Origin of the sequence: Mesorhizobium sp. IMUNJ 23232 (genome assembly GCF_044326205.1) — a bacterium.
In the GTDB taxonomy this organism is placed as follows: Bacteria; Pseudomonadota; Alphaproteobacteria; order Rhizobiales; family Rhizobiaceae; genus Kumtagia.
Window position 1 is genome coordinate 89,691 of record NZ_JBIRCY010000001.1, and the last position, 23,601, is coordinate 113,291.

A 23,601-nucleotide genomic window follows, 5' to 3' on the forward strand; every position below is an offset into this window, starting at 1 on the left:
TGACGGGATGCCTCCGCCATTGTATGCCGCGCTATCGTTTCTGCTCAAAAAATATCCACACTCGGCCAGATGATGCAAAAATAGGCATGTCACTGCCCTGCCTGCGCAAAAAAATCTCACGCCGATCGTGAGCCGCGCAAGCATCTTGCAGGCCGGAATCGCGCGACCGCGCGGTAAACGACTGTAAATAATCCGTTAATTCTGAGGTTCCGTGACATCTCCAACAACTGGCACAGGGGTTGCATCGCTTGCTGCGGTGCAACAACCCAGTTCCGGAGGTGTCCATATGAGGGGTTTCCAAACAACCATAAAAAGTCTGTTCGCGGCGGGGGCGCTTGCGGCTGGCTTGAGCATGGCCGCACCGGCCATGGCGCAGGACGACACGATCAAGGTCGGCATTCTGCATTCGCTGTCGGGCACGATGGCGATTTCCGAGACGACGCTGAAGGACACGATGCTGTTCCTGATTGACGAGCAGAACAAGAAGGGCGGCCTGCTCGGCAAGAAACTCGAGGCGGTGGTCGTCGATCCGGCTTCCGACTGGCCGCTGTTTGCCGAAAAGGCGCGCGAGCTGATCGAGAAGGACAAGGTCGCCGCCGTGTTCGGCTGCTGGACCTCGGTGTCGCGAAAGTCCGTGCTGCCGGTGTTCGAGGAACTCAACAACCTGCTGTTCTACCCCGTCCAGTATGAGGGCGAGGAAAGCCAGCGCAACGTCTTCTATACGGGTGCCGCGCCGAACCAGCAGGCCATCCCGGCCGTGGACTACCTTATGAACGAGGAAGGCGTGCAGCGCTGGGTGCTCGCCGGCACCGACTATGTCTATCCGCAGACCACCAACAAGATCCTGCAGGCCTATCTCGAATCCAAGGGCGTGGCCAAGGAAGACATCATGGTCAACTACACGCCGTTCGGTCATTCCGACTGGCAGACCATCGTCACCGACATCAAGAATTTCGGCTCGGCCGGCAAGAAGACCGCCGTGGTGTCAACCATCAACGGCGACGCCAACGTTCCCTTCTACAAGGAACTCGCCAACCAAGGCATCAAGGCCGAGGATATTCCGGTCGTGGCTTTCTCGGTGGGCGAAGAAGAATTGGCAGGTCTCGACACCGGCCCGCTGGTCGGCCACCTGACCGCGTGGAACTATTTCCAGTCGGTCGACGTGCCCGAGAACGCTGACTTCATCGCCAAGTGGAAGGAATATACAAAGAACCCAAAGCGCGTGACCAATGACCCGATGGAAGCCCATGTCATAGGCTTCAACATGTGGGTCAAGGCGGTCGAGAAGGCTGGCGCCACCGATCCGGACGCTGTCATCGACGCCATCGTCGGCGTGTCGGTGCCGAACCTGTCGGGCGGTTTTTCCACCATGATGCCGAACCACCACATCACCAAGCCGGTGCTGATCGGCGAGATCCAGGCCGACGGCCAGATGGAGACGGTGTGGCAGACCTCCGGCCTGGTGGTCGGCGACGAATGGTCCGACTACCTGCCCGACTCCAAGGATCTGATCTCCGATTGGCGCGCGCCAATGTCCTGCGGCAACTTCAACGTTGCAACCGGCAAGTGCGGCGGCAAGGGCGTGAACTAAGGCATGATCCCGAAAAGTTGCAGACTTTTCGGGCCAGATCATGCCCACAAACGATAGCGCATCCTCCCAAGTGACCGCGCAAAGACCCCGGGCGGGGTTCCTCTCTCGCCTCGCCCGGGGAAATCTCTCCCAAAGACGATTTAGAGTGCTGGCCTAGATGAGTTCATCCGCTCTACGTTGCCCACTTTTGTCCTGCCGGACATCTCCTGCTGCGGCGAAAAGCCAGCCGGGAATGGAGATCGCGACCTTGCAAGGTCTGCGCCAAAGGCCCGTCCCTGTCGTCATTCCCGACCTTGTGAGCGAGCGAAGCGAGCGGAGAGTGTCGGGAATCCATGCCTCACGCTTTCCGCTTCCGTATCGTGGCGGAACCGAGGAAGCATCCGGTTCTGCACCGGCTCTGGAGTTTCCATGCGGAGGCATGGATTCCCGACACTCTCCGCTCGCTCACGAGGTCGGGAATGACGACAGGGATGAGAGCGCTCACAAAGCTGCACTCTTCTCCTCGCCGGAAGCGAACACCTCGGCGACGGACCTTTCCTCGGCAGGTCGAAGGAAGACGCCAGGAAAAGCGATTCTCACCTTTCTGACATTCTTCCTTTCACTCCTGATCGCCGCCCTTCCCGCTTCCGCCGACGAAGCCGCGTTGCGTGCAACCGTCGCCAAATTCGCGACGGTCAAGAATTTTCCCGAGACGGAAGCCGTCGTTCGCGAATTGGCCGCGACCGGCGACCCGGCGGTCGCAAAGCCGCTAACTGCGCTGTCCGATGGCGATCTCTATTTCCGCAAATCCGATGCGGCCGTCTTTATCGGCAAGGAAAGCGGCCAGACCGTCAAACTCGCCGACCCGCTCACAGCCGCCGACGCCGGCGAGGCCGCCAAGGCGGAAGTCACCAAGGTCAAGGTCAACAACAGCCTGCGCCGCACCATCCGCGAGGCATTGGGTGGTCTGACCCTGAGCTCACCGGACCCGGCTGCGCGGCTCGCCGCCGCGCAGACCATGTTCAAGGCGCCCGACGCCAATTCCATCGAAGCGCTCGACGCGGCGATCATCGATGAAACCGTCGCCAGCGTGAAAAAGCAGCTTGAGCAGGCGCGTGCCTCCGCGGTACTCGTTTCCGACATGCCCGCCAGCGAAAAGCTGGCGGCAATCGCCGTGCTGGAGGCGCGCGGCGATCGCGACGCGCTGTCGCAACTCACCGCCGTCGAGGCGAAGTCCGATGGCGCCGTCAAGGATGCCGCCACGGCGGCGATCGGTGAGATTAATTCGTCGCTGGCGCTGTGGGCCGCCGGTCAGAACGTCTGGTACGGCATCTCGCTCGGTTCCGTGCTGCTGCTGGCGGCGATCGGCCTCGCCATCACCTTCGGCGTCATGGGCGTCATCAACATGGCGCATGGCGAGATGGTGATGCTCGGCGCCTATACGACCTATGTCGTGCAGGAGGTGATTCGCAGCTCGGCGCCCGGTCTCTTCGACTGGTCGCTGGCGATAGCCCTGCCGCTGGCCTTCCTGGTGGCGGCCGCCGTCGGTTTCTTGATCGAGCGCGGCATCATCCGTTTCCTCTACGGCCGCCCGCTGGAGACGCTGCTCGCCACCTGGGGCGTGTCGCTGATCATCCAGCAGGCGGTGCGCACCATTTTTGGGCCGACCAATCGCGAGGTCGGCAATCCGTCCTGGATGTCCGGCGCCTTCGAACTCGGCCAGCTTTCGATCACCTGGAACCGGCTGTGGATCCTGTGTTTCGCGCTCGCCGTGTTCTTCGTGCTGCTGTTCGTCATGAAACGCACGCCCTGGGGCCTGCAGATGCGCGCCGTCACCGCCAACCGGCGCATGGCTGCGTCCATGGGCATCCGCACGCCGTGGGTCGACGCGCTGACCTTCGCGCTGGGCTCCGGCATCGCCGGCATCGCCGGCGTGGCGCTCAGCCAGATCGACAACGTCTCGCCCAATCTCGGCCAGGGCTACATCATCGACAGTTTCATGGTCGTGGTGTTCGGCGGCGTCGGCAATCTCTGGGGCACGCTGGTCGGCGCCCTGTCGCTCGGCATCCTCAACAAGTTTCTGGAACCCTATGCCGGCGCGGTGCTCGGAAAAATCCTGGTGCTGGTGCTGATCATCCTGTTCATCCAGAAGCGTCCGCGCGGCCTGTTCGCCCTCAAGGGCCGGGCGGTGGAAGCATGATCAACGAAGTTACCCCCACCCCTAGCCCCTCCCCACAAGGGGGAGGGGGATGCGGAAGCGCCGCCGCCAGGTCCCCCTCCCCCTTGTGGGGAGGGGCTAGGGGTGGGGGTTCTCGGTTCGGTATTGGGCACCGGAGATCCCTGCCATGATCTCCGGAAAGTTCTTCGCCGCCGGCGCAGACCGCCGCATCGCCATCACTATCCTCATCCTGGTGGCGGTGGCGATCGTCGTGCCTGTGCTGAACATTCTGGTGCCACCGGATTCGGCCCTGCACGCGCCCTCCTACATGGTGGCGCTGACCGGCAAATACCTCTGCTACGCGCTGCTGGCGCTCTCGCTCGACCTGGTCTGGGGCTACTGCGGCATCCTTTCGCTCGGCCATGGCGCCTTCTTCGCGCTCGGCGGCTACGCGATGGGCATGTACCTGATGCGGCAGATCGGCGACCGCGGCGTTTACGGCAATCCGATCCTGCCCGACTTCATGGTGTTCCTGAATTACAAGAAACTGCCCTGGTTCTGGTACGGGTTCGACCAGTTCTGGTTCGCCGCCCTCATGGTCATGTTGGTGCCCGGCCTGCTTGCCTTCGTGTTCGGCTGGTTCGCCTTCCGCAGCCGCGTCACGGGAGTGTATCTGTCGATCATCACCCAGGCGATGACCTATGCGCTGCTGCTCGCCTTCTTCCGCAACGACATGGGATTCGGCGGCAACAACGGCCTGACCGATTTCAAGGACATTCTCGGCTTCCACGTGCAGGCCAACACGACGCGCTCGGCGCTGTTCGCGGCCAGCGCGCTGGCGCTGGCGCTGGGCGTCTGGGTGACGTGGCGCATCATCGGCTCGAAATATGGAAAGCTGCTGATGGCGGTGCGCGACGCCGAGAGCCGCACGCGCTTTCTCGGCTGGCGGGCGGAGAACGTAAAGCTGTTCGCCTTTACTGTTTCCGCAGTGATGGCGGGTATCGCCGGCGCGCTCTACGTGCCGCAGGTCGGCATCATCAATCCCGGCGAGTTCGATCCCGCCAACTCGATCGAAGTGGTTGTTTGGACGGCGGTCGGCGGCCGCGCCACCGTCGTCGGGCCGATCATCGGCGCGCTACTCGTCAATGCCGGAAAAAGCTGGTTCACCGGCGTGCTGCCGGAATTCTGGCTGTTCGCGCTGGGCGGGCTGTTCGTTTTCGTCACGCTGTTCCTGCCGAAGGGTGTCGTCGGCATGTACGACCAGTGGCGGGCTGGTCGCGGTGAGCATCGCAAGGCGGCGGCCGGCGACGCACCGCCGCCTGCCCCGGTGTCGCCCACGGTCGAGTCGGCGCGCGCCGAAAAAGGTTGGCAGGTCCCGTCCGGCGGCCCCGAACCGGCGGCAGCGGAGTAGCGCCATGTCGAAGAGCGGCACCATCCTCTATCTCGACGGCGTCTCGCGCTCTTTCGACGGGTTCAAGGCGATCAACAATTTGTCGCTGGTGCTCGACAAGGGCGAGATGCGCGCCATCATCGGCCCGAACGGCGCGGGCAAGACTACGATGATGGACATCATCACCGGCAAGACCAAGCCGGATACCGGCGAGGTTTTCTACGACGGGCAGACGGATCTCACCAAGCACGACGAGGCCGAGATCGCCATGATGGGCATCGGCCGGAAATTCCAGAAGCCAACGGTTTTCGAGAGCCACACCGTCGAGGACAACATCGTTCTGTCGCTGAAGGGGCCGCGCTCGATTTTTCCGGCGCTGTTCCACAAGCGTTCGGCCGACGAGCAGCGGCGGATCGACGAGATCTTTTCGACCATCCGCCTCGGCGACAAGCGGCACGACCTCGCGGCCAACCTTTCGCACGGCCAGAAGCAATGGCTGGAGATCGGCATGCTTTTGGCGCAGGACCCGAAGCTGCTCTTGGTCGACGAACCGGTCGCCGGCATGACCGACGCCGAGACCGAAGAGACGGCGCGATTGCTGAAGGAAATCAACAAGACGCATTCGGTGGTGGTGGTCGAGCACGACATGCATTTCGTGCGTGAGCTCGGCGTCAAGGTCACCTGCCTGCACGAAGGCTCGGTGCTGTCGGAAGGCACGCTGGATTTCGTGTCCGCCGACGAGCGTGTCGTCGAGGTCTATTTGGGGCGGTGACGGCGATGTGGCGGGTTTGTCTCGACAGATTTGATGGGGTCCGTTCGCGTGGTACCCCCACCCCTAACCCCTCCCCACAAGGGGGAGGGGGACCGGATTGCATCGCCGCTGGGCTCAGATCGTTGACGGTTTCGCACGGCGTGACGGCAGTAAAGTCCCCCTCCCTCTTGTGGGGAGGGGTTAGGGGTGGGGGTAACCCACCTAGCCATTTCACCAACCTCCCCTGGCGTGCCGGAAGGCCCGCCACCCCCGCCGTCGAGGCGGCGGGGGCGCGGGGGGACCAGAAGGGGGCGGTTGGCCATGCTTGAGGTCAAGGACGCCACTTTGCACTACGGCGCGGCCCAGGCGTTGCGTGGCGTCTCCCTCAAGGCCGATGCCGCGAAAATCACCTGTGTGCTCGGCCGCAACGGGGTCGGAAAAACCAGTTTGATGAGATCGATCGTCGGCCACCACAGGCTGACGAGCGGCACCATAGCCTTCGAGGGGAAGGCGCTCGACCGGAGCGCGGCGTATGATCGCGCCCGGTCGGGCATCGCATTCGTACCGCAGGGGCGGGAGGTGTTTCCGCTGCTGACGGTAAAGGAGAACCTCGAATCCGGCTTCGCGCCGCTGAAGCGGGCGGACCGCAACGTGCCGCCGCATGTGTTCGAGCTTTTCCCGGTGCTGAAGCAGATGCTGTCGCGGCGCGGCGGCGATCTTTCCGGCGGCCAGCAGCAGCAACTGGCGATCGGCCGGGCGCTGGTGATGCGGCCAAAACTTTTGGTGCTCGACGAACCGACCGAAGGCATCCAGCCGTCGATCATAAAAGATATCGGCCGCGCCATCCGCTATCTGCGCGACACCGCCGGCATCGCCATCCTGCTGGTAGAGCAATATCTGGACTTCTGCCGCGAACTCGCCGACGAGGTGAACATCATGGACCGCGGCCAGGTGGTCCATACCGGCCCGGCGGAAGACCTCGACCGGCCGGAAGTAAGGAGGTTCCTGACAGTATAACGCGGTCTTTTCTTACGTCGCGGAAAGGCGCATCATTCTCTTCTCAACGGGAGGAGGGTCAAGCATGAATGCCGTCGATACCGTCAAGAAAATCTATGAGCTTTATGCAGCGGGGGACCTGGAGGGCACGATGAATTTGTGCGCGCCGGATGTTCGTTTCGTCTGGAAAGCCGATCCGGGCTTTACGCGCTTCTGCGGAACGCAAGCCGGGCTGGAGCAATTCCGCCGGAGGCTCGATCATCTCCACGAAGTCTTCGATTACAATTCCTTCCGGGTGGTTTCGATCTTCGGCGACGGCGAGCGCGTCGCCGCCGAGACCGAGATCGAGATGACCCACAAGGGCAGCAACAAGCGGATGCGGCTGGAGAACGCGCATTTCTGGACGGTCAAGGACGGCAAGGTCACCGAACTCACCGAATATTACGACACCGCCTTGGTGGCTGACGCCGACAGGGCGGCAGCATAGCTTCGAACGAGCGGTCGAGGCGGCTCAAGGCCGCCTCGTTTCCTCAAGCCGCTTAAATCCGGTCAGAGCAGCAGATCGGACGAGTTCAAGGCCGTCCCGACCACATGGATGGCCATTTCGGGGTCGATGTCCGTATCCAGATTGACCTCGACGAGAAAATTGTCGCCGGATAGTGACGTGATCCGCACCTGATAGGCTTCCGAGAATGCGCCGCCGACATAGCTCAGCGGCTGGTCGCCGAACACGTTCGGATCGGTGTCGATCGGCCTGAGATCGATCTTGTCACCTTCGGCACGCGAAAAATCCTTCACGCTGTCGAGCGTGCCGGAGACTGGCGATTCGCCCGCATCGAAGACGAAGCGGTCGGCGCCCGCGCCGCCGAAAAGCTGGTCTGCGCCGTTGCCGCCGGTGAGATAGTCGTCACCCAGCCCGCCCATCAGCTTGTCGTTGCCGCCGTCGCCGAACAGGCGATCCTGGCCGCGGCCGCCGAACAAATAGTCGGTGCTGATCGTGCCCGACACCGTGTCCGGATCGCCGTCGGTGTCGAGCAGCAGGCCCGATCTGACCTCGGCGAGTGTCGCGTTGCGGACGGTGATGCGCTCCAGATTGCCACCCCAATAGGTGTTGATGAGGACGTCGGCGCCGGACTGGACGATATACGGGTCGATCGAGGCGAGGTCGCCGACATGCATGCCGCGCAGGTCGATCCTGTCGCCGGCAGCGAAGTCGGCAATCGTGTCGCCGCCGAAGCCGCGGCTGTCATAGACGAAGACGTCGTCGCCGGCGCCGCCGCGCAGCAGGTCGCTGCCGTTGCCGCCATAGAGATAGTCGTCGCCGACGCCGGCATTGATGTGGTCGTTGCCGCCCTCGCCATAGATCCGGTCCTGGCCGCGCCCGCCGAACAGATAGTCGGTGCTGATGGTGCCGGAGAGCGTCAGCGGGTCGGTGTCCGGGTCGACCTTGATGGCCGCCTTGACCGCGTCGAGCGAAGCGTCCCGGATGGTGATGCGCTCCAGATTGCCGCCCCAGTAGGTGCTGATGACGACATCGTCGCCGGACTGCACGATGTAGGGCGTGATGCTCTGGATGTCGCCGACATGGATGCCGCGCAGGTCGATCTTGTCGCCGGTGGCGAAGTCGCCGATCGTGTCGCCGCCGAAGCCGCGGCTGTCATAGACGAACAGGTCGTTGCCGGCGCCGCCGCGCAGCAGGTCGCTGCCGTTGCCGCCCGTGAGGTAATCGTTGCCGACGCCGCCGTTGAGCTGGTCATTGCCGCCGTCGCCATAGAGACGGTCCTGGCCACGGCCTCCGAACAGAGTGTCTTCGCTGATCGTGCCGGAGACCGTGCGCGGATCGGTGTCGGCGTTGAGCTTGATCTGGGCGAGCACATTGGCCAGCGTGGCGTTCTGGATGGTGACGCGCTCCAGATTGCCAGCCCACGAGGTGGTCATGACGACATCGTTGCCGGACTGCACAATGTAGGGCCTGATGCTGTCGACATCCCCGACATTCATGCCGCGCAGGTCGAGCCGGTCGCCAGTGGTGAAGTCGGCGATGGTGTCGGAGCCGAAGCCGCGGCTGCCGTAGCCGAAGAAGTCGTTGCCGGTTCCGCCGCGCAACAGGTCGTTGCCGTTCTCGCCATAGATGTAGTCGTTGCCGACGCCGGCATTGATCTCGTCGTCGCCGCCGCCGCCATAGATACGGTCCTGGCCGCGCCCGCCGAACAGCACGTCGTCGCTGATGGTGCCGGAAATGGTCAGCGGATCGACATCCGGGTTGAGCCGGATCGAGGCCAGAACGTTGGCCAGCGTGGCGTTCTGGATGGTGATGCGTTCCAGGTTGCCGCCATAGAAGGTGCCGATGACGACGTCGTCGCCGACCTGCGTGACATAGGGCCTGATGCTGTCGAGGTCGCCGACATTGATGCCGCTGAGGTCGATCTTGTCGCCGGTCAAGAAGTCGGTGATCGTGTCGGCGCCGAAGCCGCGCGAATCATAGGCGAAGATGTCGCTGCCGGCGCCGCCGGTCATGGTGTCGTTGCCCGATCCGCCGACAATGATATCGTTCCCGCCGCCCCCCAGCAGCGTGTCGTTTCCGCCATAGCCATAGATGTAGTCGTTGGCGGAACCGCCTGTCAGTGTGTTGTCGCCGATCGTGCCTTCGATCACAGCCATTCAGGACTCCTTTTTGGGCTGTTGAGGGGTGGGCATGCTTAAAGCGCAACCATGACGTGTCAATCACAACCGTCTTTCCTGCGGTTGGACCAGCCGGGAATTGTGCAAAAATACCGCTTGACCTTCCAGTGACTGGAAAGATTACGGTTCGATCCCACATAGGAATGACACGGGAATGACGGCCTTGAACCATCACCACCATGCGAATCACCGGCACGAGGGCGGCTCGGCACTCGAGGTCGTGCGCGACCCGGTCTGCGGCATGACCGTCGACCCGGCGGCGGGAAAACCGTCGCTGGAATACGGCGGGCGTACCTATCACTTCTGCTGCAACGGCTGCAAAACCAAGTTCGAAGCCGATCCGGAGCGCTATCTGGAGGCAAAAGACCCGGTCTGCGGCATGACGGTGAAACGGGCCAGCGCCAGACATTTTCTGCGCCATGAAGGCACGGGTCACTATTTCTGTTCGGCCGGCTGCAAATCGAAATTCGAAGATGAGCCGGCAAATTATCTCGGCGAACGGAACCCCGAGCCGCCGGCGCCGAAAGGCACCAAATACACCTGCCCGATGCATCCGGAAGTGGTGCGCGACGGCCCCGGCTCCTGCCCGAAATGCGGCATGGCGCTGGAGCCGATGGGCGTGCCCACCGGTGAGGAAGGCCCCAATCCCGAGCTTGTCGACTTCACCCGGCGGCTGTGGGTCAGCGCCGTGCTGTCGATCCCGCTGCTGGCGCTGACCATGGGGCCGATGCTGGGCCTGCCGATCCGCGATTGGCTCGGAGAGCAGGTATCGGTTTGGACAGAACTCGCGCTCGCCACGCCCGTCGTATTGTGGGCGGCGATCCCGTTCTTCCACCGCGGCTACGAATCGATCGTCAACCGCAGCCCGAACATGTGGACGCTGATCTCCATCGGCGTCGGCGCGGCCTATGTCTTCAGCGTCGTCGCCACGCTGTTCCCGGACATGTTTCCGCATGAGATGCGTGGCCATGGCGGCGCCGTGCCGGTGTATTTCGAGGCCGCCGCCGTCATCGTGGCGCTGGTGTTTCTCGGCCAGGTGCTGGAGTTGAAGGCGCGCGAGCGCACCGGGTCGGCGATCCGCGCGCTGCTCGACCTCGCGCCGAAGACGGCGCGCAGAATCGGCAAGGACGGCGGCGAGACCGACGTGCCGCTCGACCAGGTGCACACCGACGACCTCCTGCGCATCCGCCCCGGCGAGAGCGTGCCGGTGGACGGCATTGTCGAGGATGGCCGTTCGGCGGTGGATGAATCCATGCTGACGGGCGAGCCGCTGCCGGTCGAGAAAGGCAAGGGCGATGCGCTGACCGGCGGCACGCTTAACCGCAACGGCACGCTGGTGATGCGCGCCGAAAAAGTCGGCGCCGATACCATGCTGTCGCGCATCGTCGAGATGGTCGCCAAGGCGCAGCGCAGCCGCGCGCCCATCCAGGGGCTGGCCGACACGGTGTCCTTCTACTTCGTGCCGGCCGTCGTGTTGGTGGCCATCGTAGCCTTTGCGGTGTGGGCAATCTTCGGGCCGGGACTGACCTTCGCCATCGTCTCGGCGGTGTCGGTGTTGATCATCGCCTGCCCCTGCGCACTGGGGCTGGCGACGCCGATGTCGATCATGACGGCGACCGGGCGCGGCGCGCAGGCCGGCGTGCTGATCAAGGACGCCGAGGCGCTGGAGCGTCTCTCCAAGGTCGATACGCTGATCGTCGACAAGACCGGCACGCTGACCGAGGGCCGGCCGCGGCTGACCGACGTGGTGGCTGCCGGCAGGTTGGACGAGGACGCGCTGCTCGGCCTGGCCGCCGCGCTGGAACAGGGTTCCGAACACCCGCTGGCGGAAGCGATCGTCGAAGGCGCGCGCGAACGAGGCGTTTCGATCGACAAGGCGACCGCCTTCGAGGCGGTGACCGGCAAGGGCGTGAAAGGTGTCGTTGCCGGCCACGCGGTTGCACTCGGCAACGCCGCGATGATGCAGGACATCGGCGTGGACGTCGCTTTGCTCGCGCCCAAGGCCGATGCGCTGCGCACCGAGGGACGGACGGTGATGTTCGTCGCGCTGGAGGGCCGTCTCGCCGGCTTCGTCGCCGTCGCCGATCCGGTCAAGGCCAACGCCGCCGACGCCATCCGAGCGCTGCACGACAGCGGCTTGAAGATCGTTATGGCGACCGGCGACAATGCGCTTACGGCGAAGTCCGTAGCCAGGAGACTGGGCATCGACGAAGTCCGCGCCGACATGACGCCGGAAGCAAAACACGCGCTGGTCGAGGAGTTGCGCGGGCGTGGAGCCAAGGTGGCCATGGCCGGCGACGGCGTCAACGACGCGCCGGCGCTGGCGGCGGCCGATGTCGGCATCGCCATGGGCACCGGCGCCGACGTTGCGCTGGAAAGCGCGGGGATTACGCTGCTCAAGGGCGACCTTTCCGGCATTGTGCGGGCGCGGCGACTCTCCCAGGCGACCATGCGCAACATCCGCGAAAACCTGTTCTTCGCCTTCGCCTACAACGTCGTCGGCGTGCCGGTTGCGGCGGGCGTGCTCTACCCCATCTTCGGCACGCTGCTGTCGCCGATGCTGGCCGCCGCCGCCATGAGCCTGTCGTCGGTGTCGGTGATCGGCAACGCGCTGAGGTTGCGCGGGGTGAAGCTGTGACCGGCTGCCGCAGCGAAGGGGCTTGAGCTTCCACTTGGTGGAAGCCCTAGCCTGCCGAAGGAATTTGGAGAAGAGATATGAACATCGGAACGGCTTCGGAAAAGTCCGGCCTGCCGCCCAAAACCATCCGTTATTACGAGGATATCGGCCTGCTCAGCCCGGGCCGCGCCGGCAACGGCTATCGCGACTATTCGGTCGCCGATGTTCACCGGCTAAGATTCCTGCAGCGCTCGCGTGGGCTCGGCTTCTCGGTCGAGGAATGCCGCCAGCTCCTGTCGCTTTATGGCGACACGCATCGCGAGAGCGCCGAGGTCAAGGCGATCGCCGAATCGAAACTCGTCGAGATCGACCGCAAGATCGCCGAACTGCTGGAACTCAAGGCGACGCTCGGCCACCTGGTCGAAGCCTGCCACGGCGACCATCGGCCGGAATGCCCGATCCTCGACGGGCTGGCCGGACACCATCACTGAGCGTCTCGGCGCCCAATTTCTCCCAACTGCACCGAAAGGAACTGCAATGACCTTGCTCCGCACCACCCTGCTCGCCGCGACGCTCGCCCTGCCGCTATCTTGGGCCGCCTTCGCGCAGACGGACCATAGCGGCCATACAATGACCCAGGACGCTGCCGCGCCGGCGGCCGAGGCCGGCTACAAGCGGGCGATGGACACCATGCACGAGACGTTCGGAAAGATCGTCTATTCCGGCAATGCCGATGTCGATTTCGTGCGCGGCATGATCCCGCACCATCAGGCAGCGATCGACATGGCGAAGGTTCAGCTCCAGTACGGCAAGGACCCGGAAATCCGCAAGCTTGCCGAAGCCATCATCTCCGCGCAGGAGAAGGAGATTGATGAGATGGAGGCCTGGCTGAAGGCCAACGCACCGAAGTAGTCAGTGGAAGTGAACGGCATTTGCTGGGATTTCGGCCGGCGCAGCCTGCGGATGGAACCCAGGCCGGCCGGCTTCCCCGACGGATTGCCCCGACCCATGCATTTCAATGTTGTCCGTCAAGCAGGACGCGGCAAATGAGATTTTGGCATAGTTGCCGGGCAGGCTGGCCAGCCTGAAATCCGGGGCGGTTTGCGTAATTCCGGGTTCAAGCCCTGCCGCAACGGCAGCGCGGGAACGGAATTGAGCAAACTGTCCCCCGGGCACTTCCATGATCGCCGCTTTGTCGGCCTTGCCGGCCTCTTGGTCATGCTTGTTACGCAAAAATCCACATGGGTTGCCACCAACTATCTGTTTCTGCTTGCCTTTACAGGCATGACATTCTTTCCGGCTGGCCTTGCGCCCGGGCCGGGAAGGCCCTGAGGCACGCCGCCATCTCCCGAAAAATCAAGCCTTTTCAATGTGTTGCGTGAGCAGTGTGAAGCCAGCCTCGCCGCGCCGTTATCCTCAAGGATTATTTTCTTAGGGTGCTTGTATTTGTTCCCCATATGTTCCATTCTGGATGTCGGCCTTGTCCGGAGGAGGCGGTGGTGGAGGTGATGGACGGGAGTTGGACAATCGAGAAGAACCGGGAGGCGCTGAAGCGCATCCTCCTGATGCTCGTCGGCATGGCCGAGATGGCCGGCGGTGCGTCAACTCTGCCCCGCCACCTCTACCGCGCCATATTGCGGCTGCTGCGCCCGGCCGAATCCGCCGCGCGTCGGCTGATCATTGCGACAGCGCGCGGCATCGTGGTCAACCTGCCGCCGCTGCGGCCGCGAAAGCTCAAGCCAAAAATTTCCGACACGGTGGCCGCCATGCGCCGCCTCGGCCTCGCCGTCAATTTGTCGAAGCAAGACTTTGCCCGCTATGAAGCCGAGTGCAAAGCCGCCGAACGGCGCGCCGCCAGGCCCCGCGCAATCTGCCTGCCGCTGTTCGATCCGCAAAAATATCCGTTCCGCGTCCGCCGCCGCTATGTACCGGCGCGCGGCGTGCCGCGTATTTCAGTTCCCGGCTTCAGCGAGCGGGCTGCGCTGCCGCCGCCGCCATCGCCGGACGACCCGATCGATGCGGCGCGGCTCGGCTTGCGGCTCGCCGCACTGGGTGCGGCGCTCGACGACCTGCCAAAACAGGCAAGGCGCTTCGCCCGCTGGAAGGCGCGCTGCGACGCGGCGGTCGCGGAAATGAGGCAAATCGGCAGCGCCGTGGTCGTGCCCGGCAGAACGGCGCGCGGCACGATCCGATTCCAGCGGACACGGCCACTGTGGCTGGGCCGGCCGCCCGGCGGCCGGCTGTCGCCCTACGATCCGGACGTTCGGCGCCGCAGCAACATCCGCGAGATCGACGAGATTCTGGCGCATGCCCATGCGCTGGCCTTGGACGCGCTGAACCCGCTGCGCCCCGACACGTCCTGACGGCCGCAAGCGGGACGCGATAATCGAAGCATAGAGGCCCGGCGCGGATTTTTCCGCCCCTCGGCGATGATTCGTGCTGTCCACACCTACCGTTGCGCGGTTGTTGGCGAAGCCGGCCGGACCGACTTGGAGATTGTCCTCAAATGCGATGAGCTGGCCGCTATTGGAGGATCCGTGATGAATCACATCACCGTCAAATCATGCATCAGCCCGGCCGCCACCGACAGACGCGAGACCGTGATGTCGCCGCCCTCCGTCAGCGCCTGCAGCCGCTCGCGGGTGCGCGCGACGCGCTCGCCGCCGGCTTCGAGCCAGCGCGCGACGGGATCGCTTTCCCCGCTTTGCGAGGCCAGCGCCGAGATCGCCATGCCGCGCCATGCCGCGCCGATCGTGTCCATAGCGCGGATCAGCGCCAACCCCTCATAATAATCGGAGGGCGCGATGGCGCGGGCGGCGTCCTCGATGCGGGCAATGCGGAACGCCTCGCTGACGGCGAAGAACGCCTTTGCCGCGTCGATGATGCCCGCTCCCGCGGTGCGCGCGACCAGGGCGATGTCGGGTAAAGCGTGCACCGCATCGGCATTGGCGAGTTTTTCAGCCAGTGCTTCCGGCGCGCCGTCCGCGACAAGAGTCTCGCGGCGCTCGTCGAGCTTGGCCTTGGTATAGGCGGGCACCAGCCCGGCAAGCTTCGGCTCGAGCGCCTTGCGCGCCTCTTGCAACTCGGCGATGCGGACGCCGACCGGTTCGCCGGAATGGTCGTTCTTCAGCAGCCAACCGGTCTCGATGAACAGCAGCCGCCCGACCGACTGATAGAGATCGAGCTGGAACTGGCCGTCGATCCTGTTGTCGAGCGCGTCGATCTGGGCATAGAGCGCCGGCAAGGCAAAGCCGTCGCGCACCACGACAAAAGCTTTCGCCACGTCGGCGGCGCTGCAGCCCGTTGCATCCTGAAGCCGGCTCAGGAAGGAGGGTCCGCCGCGATTGACGAGGTCGTTTGCAAGCACGCGCGACACGATCTCGCGGCGCAGCCGGTGCTCGTTGATGTCTCCCTCGTATTTCTGCGCCATCTGGTCGGGGAAATAACCGAGCAGGTCGCGCTCGAAATGCGGATCATCCGGCACGTCGCTGGCGACGAGGTCGGAGAACAGCACGATCTTGGCATAGGCGAGCAGCACGCCGAGTTCGGCCCGCGTCAGCGGCTCGCCGCGCGCCCCGCGCTCGGCAAGGGCGGCATCCGACGGCAGCGTCTCGACTGCCCGGTCGAGCAGGCCGCGCGATTCCAGCCCGGAGATGAAACGCGCCTGGTGCGGCAGGTCGGCCAACCCGCGCTTCCTCTGGAGCGAGAGCGCCAGCGTCTGCTGGTAGTTGTTGGAAAGCACCAGCTCGCTGACTTCCGGCGTCATTTCGGCCAGCAGCGTGTCGCGGGCGGGGCGCGTCAGGGCGCCCTTGCGCATGGCCGAGGCCAGCGCAATCTTGATGTTGACCTCGACGTCGGAGCAGTTGACGCCGGCGGAATTGTCGATGGCGTCGGAATTGCAGGCGCCGCCCTTCAGGCCGAACTCGATGCGACCGCGCTGGGTGACGCCGAGATTGGCGCCTTCGCCGATCACCTTAGCGCGGACTTCCGAGGCGGTCACGCGGATGGCGTCGTTGGCGCGGTCGCCGACCTCCTGATTGGTCTCCCCCGTGCCCCGGACATAGGTGCCGATGCCGCCGAACCACAGAAGATCGGCCGGCGCCTGGAGGATGGCCTTCATGATCTCGGCCGGCGAGGCTGTAGTTTTTTTAAGCCCGATCGCCGCGGCGGCGGCTTCCGACAGCGTCACCGACTTCTGCGCGCGCGAGACGATCGCACCGCCTGCGGAAAGTTTTGCCTTGTCGTAGTCCTGCCAACTCGATCGCGGCAGATCGAACAGGCGCTGCCGCTCGGCGAGCGTCGCGGCCGCATCGGGCGCGGGGTCAATAAAAATGTCGCGGTGGTCGAAGGCGGCGACCAGCCGGATTTCCGGCGACAGCAGCATGCCGTTGCCGAACACGTCGCCCGACATGTCGCCGACGCTGACGACGGTGAACGGCTCCTTCTGGATGTCTCGGTTCATCTCGCGGAAGTGGCGTTTCACCGCCTCCCAGGCCCCCTTGGCGGTGATGCCCATCTTCTTGTGGTCGTAGCCGGCCGAGCCGCCGCTAGCGAATGCGTCGTCCAGCCAGAAATCATGCGCCTGGCTGATGGCGTTGGCGGTGTCGGAGAAGGTCGCCGTGCCCTTGTCGGCGGCCACCACGAAATACGGATCGTCGCCGTCGCGGCGCATCACGCCCTGCGGTGGAACGATGCCTTTGGCATCGATGTTGTCGGTGACCGACAGCAGGCTGGAGACGAAATTGATGTAGGCCTGCCGGCCTGCCTCGAACCACAGGTCGCGGCTGGAGGCCGGCGGCAGCCGTTTCGGTAAAAAGCCGCCCTTGGCGCCGACCGGCACGATGACGGCGTTCTTCACCTGCTGCGCCTTGACGAGGCCAAGCACCTCGGTGCGGTAGTCCTGTGCCCTGTCCGACCAGCGCAGGCCGCCACGCGCCACCGGGCCGAAGCGCAGATGCACGCCCTCGACCTCGGGTCCATAGACAAAAATCTCCCGCCACGGCCTGGGCTCGGGCAGGCCGACCAGCGCCCGCGAGTCCAGTTTTATCGCCAGCGAGCGCGGCTTGTCGGTGGCAGGGGCGAAATGGTTGGTGCGCAGCGAGGCTTCGACGAGGTTGAGATAGCGGCGGATGATGGTGTCGTCGTCGAGGTTCGGCACCTCCTCCAGCGCGTCCTTGATCTTGGCCTTCAGATGTTTCGCCGTCACCTCGCCGTCCTGACCGGCAGGGTCGAACATGGCGACGAAAAGCTGGAACAGGCCGCGCGAGATCTCCGGATAGCGGTTCAGCACATTGGCGATGACGTCCTGGCTCTGCGGAATGCCGGCCTGCTGCAGATAGCGGCCATAGGCGCGCAGGATGACGATCTCGTTCGACCACAGGCCGGCGGTCTGGGCGAGCGCGTTGTAGCCGTCATTGTCGGCCACGCCGTTCCAGACCGACAGCAGCACGTCCTCCAGCAACTTGCCGCCGTCGGACAGATCGATCGGCTTGCCGAAGGCGTTCTTCAGGTCCATGTCGTGGATGAAGACCCGGCCGCCGTCGTCGCGGTCGATCTCGAAGGTGCGCTCGCTGATGACGCGGAACCCCATGTTCTCCAGCATCGGCACGCGGCGCGACAGCGTGACCGGCTCGCCGAAATGATGGATCTTCAGCGCCGCCTGTTTTTGCGGCTGGTCGGCATGCCGGTAATAGTCGATGGCGATCGGCTTTTCCGCGGACAAGCCTGAGACGCGGCGCGCGTCGGCCAGCGCTTCCGCCGCGGTAAAACTGCCGCGATAGCTTTCCGGGAATTTTCCGGCCACCGCCGCCAGCTTTTCGTCGAGACCCGAGGCCGCCGCCTCGTCGCGCAGCGCATCCTCCCAGGTCCGCACGATGTCGCGGATCGCCGCCTCGATCGCCTGCGGCTCGACTTCGGGCGTCTTGCCCCCCGAGCGGCCGATGATGAAATGCACCCGCGCCAGCCCGCCCTCGGGGAAGGCCGGGTAGTAGGCGGAGAGCCGCCCGTCGAAGACAGTTTTGAGATATTGCCCGATCTTTTCACGAACGATCGAATCGTAGCGGTCGCGCGGCACGAAGACGAGGACCGAGACGAAGCGGTCGAACTGGTCGACGCGCACCAGCGCGCGGATGCGCGGGCGTTCGACCAGGCCGAGGATCGCCTCGGCATGCGGCTGGAGCACGGCGATCGGTATCTGGAAAAGCTCGTCGCGCGGATAGGATTCCAGCACGTTGATCAGCGCCTTGCCGGAATGGTCGCCCCGGTCAAATCCGGATTTCTGGATGATCGTCTCGGCCTTGGAGCGCAGATAGGGTATCCGCATCACCGAACGCGTGTAGGCGGTCGAGGTGAACAGGCCGACGATGCGCAGCTCGCCGGTAAGCTCGCCCTCGGGGGAAAAGGTCTTGACGCCGATATAGTCGAGATAGGCACGCCGGTGGACGACCGACTTGGCGTTGGCCTTGGTGACGATCAGCGGCTCGGGACCGTGCAGGAAGGCGCGGATCTCCTGCGTGGTCTGGCCATCCGAGGTGTTGTCGCGCCTGAGCACCCGCACGTCCGGGTCGGCGAGGATGCCGAGGCCGCGTTTGTCGGAACGCTCCAGCGTGCCGGTCTTCTCGCCGCCCTGGTAGCTGAACTCGCGCATGCCGAGGAAGGTGAAATTGTCGTCGCGCAGCCATTCCAGGAAGGCGATCGCCTCGGTCAGCGCCGCCTTCTCCAGGGGGATCGGCGAATAGCGGAATTCGGTGATCGCCCGGTCGAGGCGGGCCAGCATCGGCTTCCAGTCGGCCGTCGCGGCGCGCACCTGCGCGACCACTTTCGCCAGTTGCTCCTTGAGCTTGGCCGCCTCCTCCGCCGACAGCGGCTTGACGTGGACATGAATGACGCTCAGCCGGTCTGCCGCGAGGTCGCGCGCCGACCCGTCGCCGAGGATCTCCTCGACGCCGCCTTCGCCATGGCGCACGACCAGCACGGGGTGGGTGACCAGAGTCGGCTCGCCGGCCGCTTCGGTGATTTCGCCCAGCACCGAATCGAACAGGAACGGCATGTTGTCGTTGACGACGGTGATGACCGTGACCGGCAATCCCTCGCGGGTGACGCCGGCGTCGCGGTTGATGGCGACGATGCTTTCGCCCTTGTGGTGGGCGGCAACCGCTTCGCCGGCGAGGCTTGCCGCTCGCTTCAGCATCGCGGGATCGTAGGCTGCCGTGTCCTCGGCGGGAGCCCGGGCGAGCAGGAAATCGGCGAGGCCGGTCAGCCGGCCGGCATCGGACGCGGCGCGCTCCTTGCCATTCTTCTTGGGTCCGTTTCTGGATTTCGCGTCGCCCATGAAAATCCTCCCGTCTTATTGTTTTGCCGCATCGTATCAGATGAAAGGCGATTTTCGACCCGCCCTGCGCCTCAATTCAGCCGGAAAATGGGCGAGCGCCATGACCGCCGCGTGACGTTTGCGGTATCGGACGATCGCAATGGCAGGAAATCGCAGGCCGCACCGCCAGCGAGCACCACACGGCCCGCCCACGATCCTTAACCGGCGGCATTCAGCGCGCGGCGATTGCCGCCGCCGCGCCGGCCATGGTGGTGGCGCTTATCCGATTGGCGATGCGCATCGCCCTGGCGCTCTTCAGCAGGCGGCGCGCCTGCGCCGCGGCGACCACCCAGGCGAGGTCGATGGCGATCAGCACCAGCGCCATGGTCACCGTCAACTCCGCCCAGCCGAGCAGCGTGACCGAGGCAAGGTCGATGATGGTCGGCAGCAGCGCCAGGTAGAACATCATGATCTTCGGGTTGCCGAGCGTCACGGCCATGCCGGCGAAGAACAGTTTTAGCGGCGCGTCCTCCTTCGGCAGGCCGCCACCCTCGGTCTTCACCGGCGCCGTCCACATCTTCCAGGCGAGATAGATCAGGTAGACGACACCCAGCCATTTCACGACCACGAAGGCGAGATGAAAAGTCTGGGCGATGAAGGCCAGCCCGAACACCGCCAACGTCAGCCAGATGCCCTCGCCGATCCACATGGCGAGCAGAAACGGGAAGACGTCGCGAAAGCCCTTGGAGATGACGCGCGCGACCAGCGCGGCAATGCTGGGACCGGGTGAGCCAGCCGCCACCAGCAGCGCACCGGCAAAGATCAGCAGGGAAGAAAGTTCCATCGCAAGGCTGCTCCGTCAGAGACCGCATTATTGGACACCCTGGCGGCTTTTTCCAGGGCGCAGCTTTTTGAAAAGGCTTGGTGCAGCCGGATTGCCGACTTCAGCCGGTCCGTGACGGGCGCCTCAGCGCCTCACCGCCGCCTCGGCATGCCCGCGCAAAAGCACCATCAGGCGTTCGGCCTCCGCCGCGGCGCCGGTCTCGTCGCGGTCGAGAATCTTCTGGATCAACTCGACATGCCGGCCGGCCGACTCCGCCAGTCCGGTCTCGCGCTGGTAGCGGAACCAGAACCGGCGCGAATGCGTCTGCAGCGGAGCGGCGAGGCGCGCGGCGAAGGGATTGTCGGCGGCAATCGCCATCGCCTCGTCCAGCGCCTTGTCGGCTTCGAGGAAGGCGACCACGTCGGTGGCCAGAACGGCGCGGTGCATGGCCTGCGCGGCGTCCTGGAAACGCTCCCCGGCGTCGGGCGTGGCGAAGCGGGCGGCGGAACGGGCCAGCACGATTTCGATGCCGGTGCGCGCGTCCAGCACGCGCAGCCAGTCGCCGGCGTGAAGCGGCGCGATGGCGAGCCCGGCGCGCGGCCGGATTTCCAGCAGCCCCTCCCACGCCAGCCGCTGGATCGCCTCGCGCAACGGCGTGCGGCCGAAGCCCAGCCGGTCGGTCAGCGCACCCTCGGTGGTGACGCTTCCAGGGGCCAGATCGAGCGTGACGATGGCCCGCTCCAGCGCCCGATAGGCGCGGCTGCTGGCTGATTCGGCACTGATATCCAAGCGGTCCAAGCGAAACTCCGGCGTTGATATTCTGTTGATATATCACATCGGAATCACCGTTGACACTCCCGCCGACAATAAGATATATCAGTAATATATCTGAAGGAGAGCAATCATGTGGAGCGGTGTCTTCCCGGCCGTGACGACCAAGTTCACGCAGGACGATAAGTTGGATTTCAAGGAAATGGAGCGCTGTTTCGCCCTCCAGATCGAGGCCGGATGCGACGGTATCATCGTCGCCGGCTCGCTCGGCGAGGGCCCCATGCTGTCGCATGACGAGAAGATCGACGTGCTGAAGACCGCGCAGAAAGTTGCCGCCGGCAGGCCGGTCCTGCTCACTGTCAATGAGGCGGCGACCCGCGATGGCGCAGCCCTTGCGAAGCGCGCGGCCTCGGGCGGCGCGGACGGGCTGATGGTGGTGCCGAGCCCGATCTACCACACCAATCCCGAGGAGACGGTCGCCACGTTGAAGGCCGTCGCGGCGGCCGGCGGCCTGCCGGTGATGATCTACTCCAACCGCATCGCCTACCGCGTCGACGTCACTGTTGAAATCATGGAAGAACTGGCGTCCGATCCGCTCTTCGTCGCCATCAAAGAATCGTCGGACGACATCCGCCGCTCCACCGACATCATCAACTGCTTCGGCGACCGCTTCGACCTGTTCACCGGCGTCGACAATCTAGCCTTCGAGGCGCTGTCGGTCGGGGCCATCGGCTGGGTCGCCGGGCTGGTCACCGCCTTCCCGAAGGAGACGGTCGCCATCTACCAGTTGATGAAGCAGGGCCGCCGCGACGAGGCACTGAAAATCTATCGCTGGTTCCGCCCGCTGCTCGACCTCGACGTGTCGAGCTACCTCGTCCAGAACATCAAGCTGGCGGAAGTGTTCGCCATCGGCACCAACGACCGCGTCCGCATGCCGCGCCAGCCGCTGTCGGGCGAGCGCCGCGCGGCCGTCGAGAAGATCGTCAAGGGCGCGCTGGCCGTGCGGCCCGAACTGCCGAAGCTTTCGGTGGCCAAAGCGGCTTAGTCCGTCGTCCGTTCGCTGTACCGTTCATGCCCCCTCACCCGCCCTCCGCTTCGCTCGGGCGACCTCTCCCCGCCGGGGAGAGGAGATCGGCGCCGCCGCTACTCCGCCTTTTGACGCTGCAAGGGTGGCGCAATCGGTGCGGAATCTCCTCTCCCGGGCGGGGAGAGGTCGCCCGAGCGAAGCGGAGGGCGGGTGAGGGGGCCATCTCGTCTATCTGGGGCGAACACGTCAAATGAGCTCGACGGCCTCAGACGACATCATCATCGTCGGCGCCGGCATAATCGGCATCTGCGCCGCGGCATATCTGGTCGAGGCCGGCCGTTCCGTCACGGTCATCGACCGCACCGGCATCTGCGAGGAGACGAGCTCCGGCAATGCCGCGGCTTTCGCCTTCTCCGACGTGCTGCCACTCGCCCACAAGGGCATGATCCGCCAATTGCCGAAATGGCTGGCCGACCCGCTCGGCCCGCTTGCCATCCCGCCTGTTTATCTGCCGAAACTTTTGCCCTGGCTGTTTCGCTTCTGGCGGGCCGGTTCGGCAGCGAGATACGAAGGGGCGCTGGCCGCACAGGCGTCGCTGATGAAACTCGCCGAGGCGGAATGGATGGGCCTGATGGACCGGTCCGGTACGCGAAAAATGCTGCGCGAGGACGGTTCGCTCGAACTCTATGAAAGCGAGGCGGAGTTTTCGGCCTCCCTGCCCGGCTGGGCCGCGCGCGACCGTTTCGGCATAAACTACAGTCACGTGGCGGGCGACGAACTGGCGGCGCTCCAACCGGGCCTGTCGTCGCGTTTCGTCAAGGGCACTTTCGTGCCAGGCTGGAAAACCGTCGCCGACCCGAAACTGCTCGGCAAGGCGGTGTGGGCCCATGCCGAAAGCAAGGGCGCGCGATTCCTGCAAGGCGATGTCGGTTTGGTCACCCGGTCGAGGGACAGGATAGCCATCCAGTTGCGCAGCGGGCGCACGATCATGGCAGAGCGGCTGGTGGTTGCGGCCGGCGCTTGGTCGCATCTTGTTGCGCGGCATTTCGGCGACCGCATTCCGTTGGAGACCGAGCGTGGCTACAACACGACGCTGTCCAAGACCGCCTTCGACGTGAAACGGCAGTTGATCTTTTCCGGCCACGGTTTTGTCATCACCCCACTCGACACGGGACTGCGCGTCGGCGGCGCGGTGGAACTCGGCGGACTACGGCGTCCGCCAAACTACGCCCGCTCGAAAGCCATGCTGGAGAAGGCGAAAACTTTTCTGCCGGGGCTGGACCCGTCCGACGGCCGCGAATGGATGGGCTTTCGGCCCTCGCTCCCGGACTCGCTGCCGGTCATCGGCGCATCGGCGGCCGTTCCGAACGTCTTCTACACCTTCGGCCACGGCCATCTCGGCCTGACCCAGGCCGCCGCCACCGGCCGCTTGATCCGCGACATGGTTCTCGGCCAGAGTCCGGCGATCGACATAAAACCGTTTTCGGCACAACGCTTCTGAGGCATC

At 64.7% G+C, this 23,601-nt stretch carries 17 protein-coding genes; 12 read left to right on the forward strand and 5 right to left on the reverse strand.

The genetic code is table 11. The features are described from left to right. Positions 1-286 precede the first annotated feature (286 nt). From urtA to ACH196_RS00505, 6 genes are all read left to right on the forward strand, one after another. Complete coding sequence (gene urtA, locus ACH196_RS00480; RefSeq protein ID WP_396643985.1) at positions 287-1,591, forward strand: urea ABC transporter substrate-binding protein; 1,305 nt, start codon at positions 287-289, stop codon at positions 1,589-1,591. Between the two features lie 571 nt (positions 1,592-2,162). Beyond that, a complete protein-coding gene (gene urtB, locus ACH196_RS00485; RefSeq protein ID WP_396644424.1) occupies positions 2,163-3,770 on the forward strand; it encodes an urea ABC transporter permease subunit UrtB in 1,608 nt (535 codons plus the stop codon). Positions 3,771-3,915: 145 nt separating this feature from the next. Continuing rightward, the gene (gene urtC / locus ACH196_RS00490) at positions 3,916-5,139 is read left to right on the forward strand and encodes an urea ABC transporter permease subunit UrtC (RefSeq protein WP_396643986.1); all 1,224 of its coding nucleotides are present in this window, start codon (positions 3,916-3,918) and stop codon (positions 5,137-5,139) included. 4 nt (positions 5,140-5,143) lie between these two features. After that, positions 5,144-5,890 carry an urea ABC transporter ATP-binding protein UrtD gene (gene urtD, locus ACH196_RS00495; protein WP_396643987.1) on the forward strand — a complete coding sequence of 249 codons (747 nt, stop codon included), beginning with the start codon at positions 5,144-5,146 and terminating at the stop codon, positions 5,888-5,890. 300 nt (positions 5,891-6,190) lie between these two features. Beyond that, on the forward strand, positions 6,191-6,886 hold the full coding sequence (gene urtE, locus ACH196_RS00500; protein ID WP_396643988.1) for an urea ABC transporter ATP-binding subunit UrtE: 696 nt from the start codon (positions 6,191-6,193) through the stop codon (positions 6,884-6,886). A 64-nt stretch (positions 6,887-6,950) separates the two neighbouring features. Beyond that, a complete protein-coding gene (locus ACH196_RS00505) occupies positions 6,951-7,352 on the forward strand; it encodes a nuclear transport factor 2 family protein (protein ID WP_396643990.1) in 402 nt (133 codons plus the stop codon). A 62-nt stretch (positions 7,353-7,414) separates the two neighbouring features. Here ACH196_RS00505 and ACH196_RS00510 read toward each other — a convergent pair whose 3' ends face one another. Beyond that, entirely contained in the window at positions 7,415-9,526 is a 2,112-nt protein-coding gene (locus tag ACH196_RS00510) for a hypothetical protein (protein ID WP_396643991.1), read from the reverse strand. A 175-nt stretch (positions 9,527-9,701) separates the two neighbouring features. Between ACH196_RS00510 and ACH196_RS00515 the strand changes: the two genes are divergently transcribed. From ACH196_RS00515 to ACH196_RS00525, 3 genes are all read left to right on the forward strand, one after another. Further along, a complete protein-coding gene (locus tag ACH196_RS00515) occupies positions 9,702-12,185 on the forward strand; it encodes a heavy metal translocating P-type ATPase (RefSeq protein WP_396643992.1) in 2,484 nt (827 codons plus the stop codon). A gap of 77 nt (positions 12,186-12,262) precedes the next feature. Further along, the gene (gene cueR, locus ACH196_RS00520) at positions 12,263-12,655 is read left to right on the forward strand and encodes a Cu(I)-responsive transcriptional regulator (protein ID WP_396643993.1); all 393 of its coding nucleotides are present in this window, start codon (positions 12,263-12,265) and stop codon (positions 12,653-12,655) included. Positions 12,656-12,701: 46 nt separating this feature from the next. Continuing rightward, positions 12,702-13,076, forward strand: coding sequence for a DUF305 domain-containing protein (locus ACH196_RS00525; protein ID WP_396643994.1), 375 nt, complete (start codon positions 12,702-12,704; stop codon positions 13,074-13,076). Here ACH196_RS00525 and ACH196_RS00530 read toward each other — a convergent pair whose 3' ends face one another. Then, positions 13,077-13,397 carry a hypothetical protein gene (locus ACH196_RS00530; protein WP_396643996.1) on the reverse strand — a complete coding sequence of 107 codons (321 nt, stop codon included), beginning with the start codon at positions 13,395-13,397 and terminating at the stop codon, positions 13,077-13,079. 275 nt (positions 13,398-13,672) lie between these two features. Between ACH196_RS00530 and ACH196_RS00535 the strand changes: the two genes are divergently transcribed. Beyond that, positions 13,673-14,527 carry a hypothetical protein gene (locus tag ACH196_RS00535; RefSeq protein ID WP_396644426.1) on the forward strand — a complete coding sequence of 285 codons (855 nt, stop codon included), beginning with the start codon at positions 13,673-13,675 and terminating at the stop codon, positions 14,525-14,527. 182 nt (positions 14,528-14,709) lie between these two features. Here the strand turns inward: ACH196_RS00535 and ACH196_RS00540 are convergent, their stop codons facing one another. The 3 genes from ACH196_RS00540 to ACH196_RS00550 all read right to left on the reverse strand — a co-directional run bounded on the left by ACH196_RS00540 (position 14,710) and on the right by ACH196_RS00550 (position 21,085). Further along, positions 14,710-19,494, reverse strand: coding sequence for an NAD-glutamate dehydrogenase (locus tag ACH196_RS00540; protein ID WP_396643998.1), 4,785 nt, complete (start codon positions 19,492-19,494; stop codon positions 14,710-14,712). 211 nt (positions 19,495-19,705) lie between these two features. Next, positions 19,706-20,317: a LysE family translocator gene (locus tag ACH196_RS00545; RefSeq protein ID WP_396644000.1), complete on the reverse strand. Its 612-nt coding sequence runs from the start codon at positions 20,315-20,317 to the stop codon at positions 19,706-19,708. 123 nt (positions 20,318-20,440) lie between these two features. Then, positions 20,441-21,085, reverse strand: a complete 645-nt coding sequence (locus ACH196_RS00550) for a GntR family transcriptional regulator (protein ID WP_396644428.1) — start codon at positions 21,083-21,085, stop codon at positions 20,441-20,443. A gap of 115 nt (positions 21,086-21,200) precedes the next feature. On the opposite strand from ACH196_RS00550, the gene ACH196_RS00555 reads away from it, so the two are divergent. Both ACH196_RS00555 and ACH196_RS00560 read left to right on the forward strand, forming a co-directional pair. After that, positions 21,201-22,112, forward strand: coding sequence for a dihydrodipicolinate synthase family protein (locus ACH196_RS00555; RefSeq protein WP_396644002.1), 912 nt, complete (start codon positions 21,201-21,203; stop codon positions 22,110-22,112). A gap of 232 nt (positions 22,113-22,344) precedes the next feature. Then, positions 22,345-23,595 carry an NAD(P)/FAD-dependent oxidoreductase gene (locus ACH196_RS00560; protein WP_396644004.1) on the forward strand — a complete coding sequence of 417 codons (1,251 nt, stop codon included), beginning with the start codon at positions 22,345-22,347 and terminating at the stop codon, positions 23,593-23,595. Positions 23,596-23,601 lie beyond the last annotated feature (6 nt).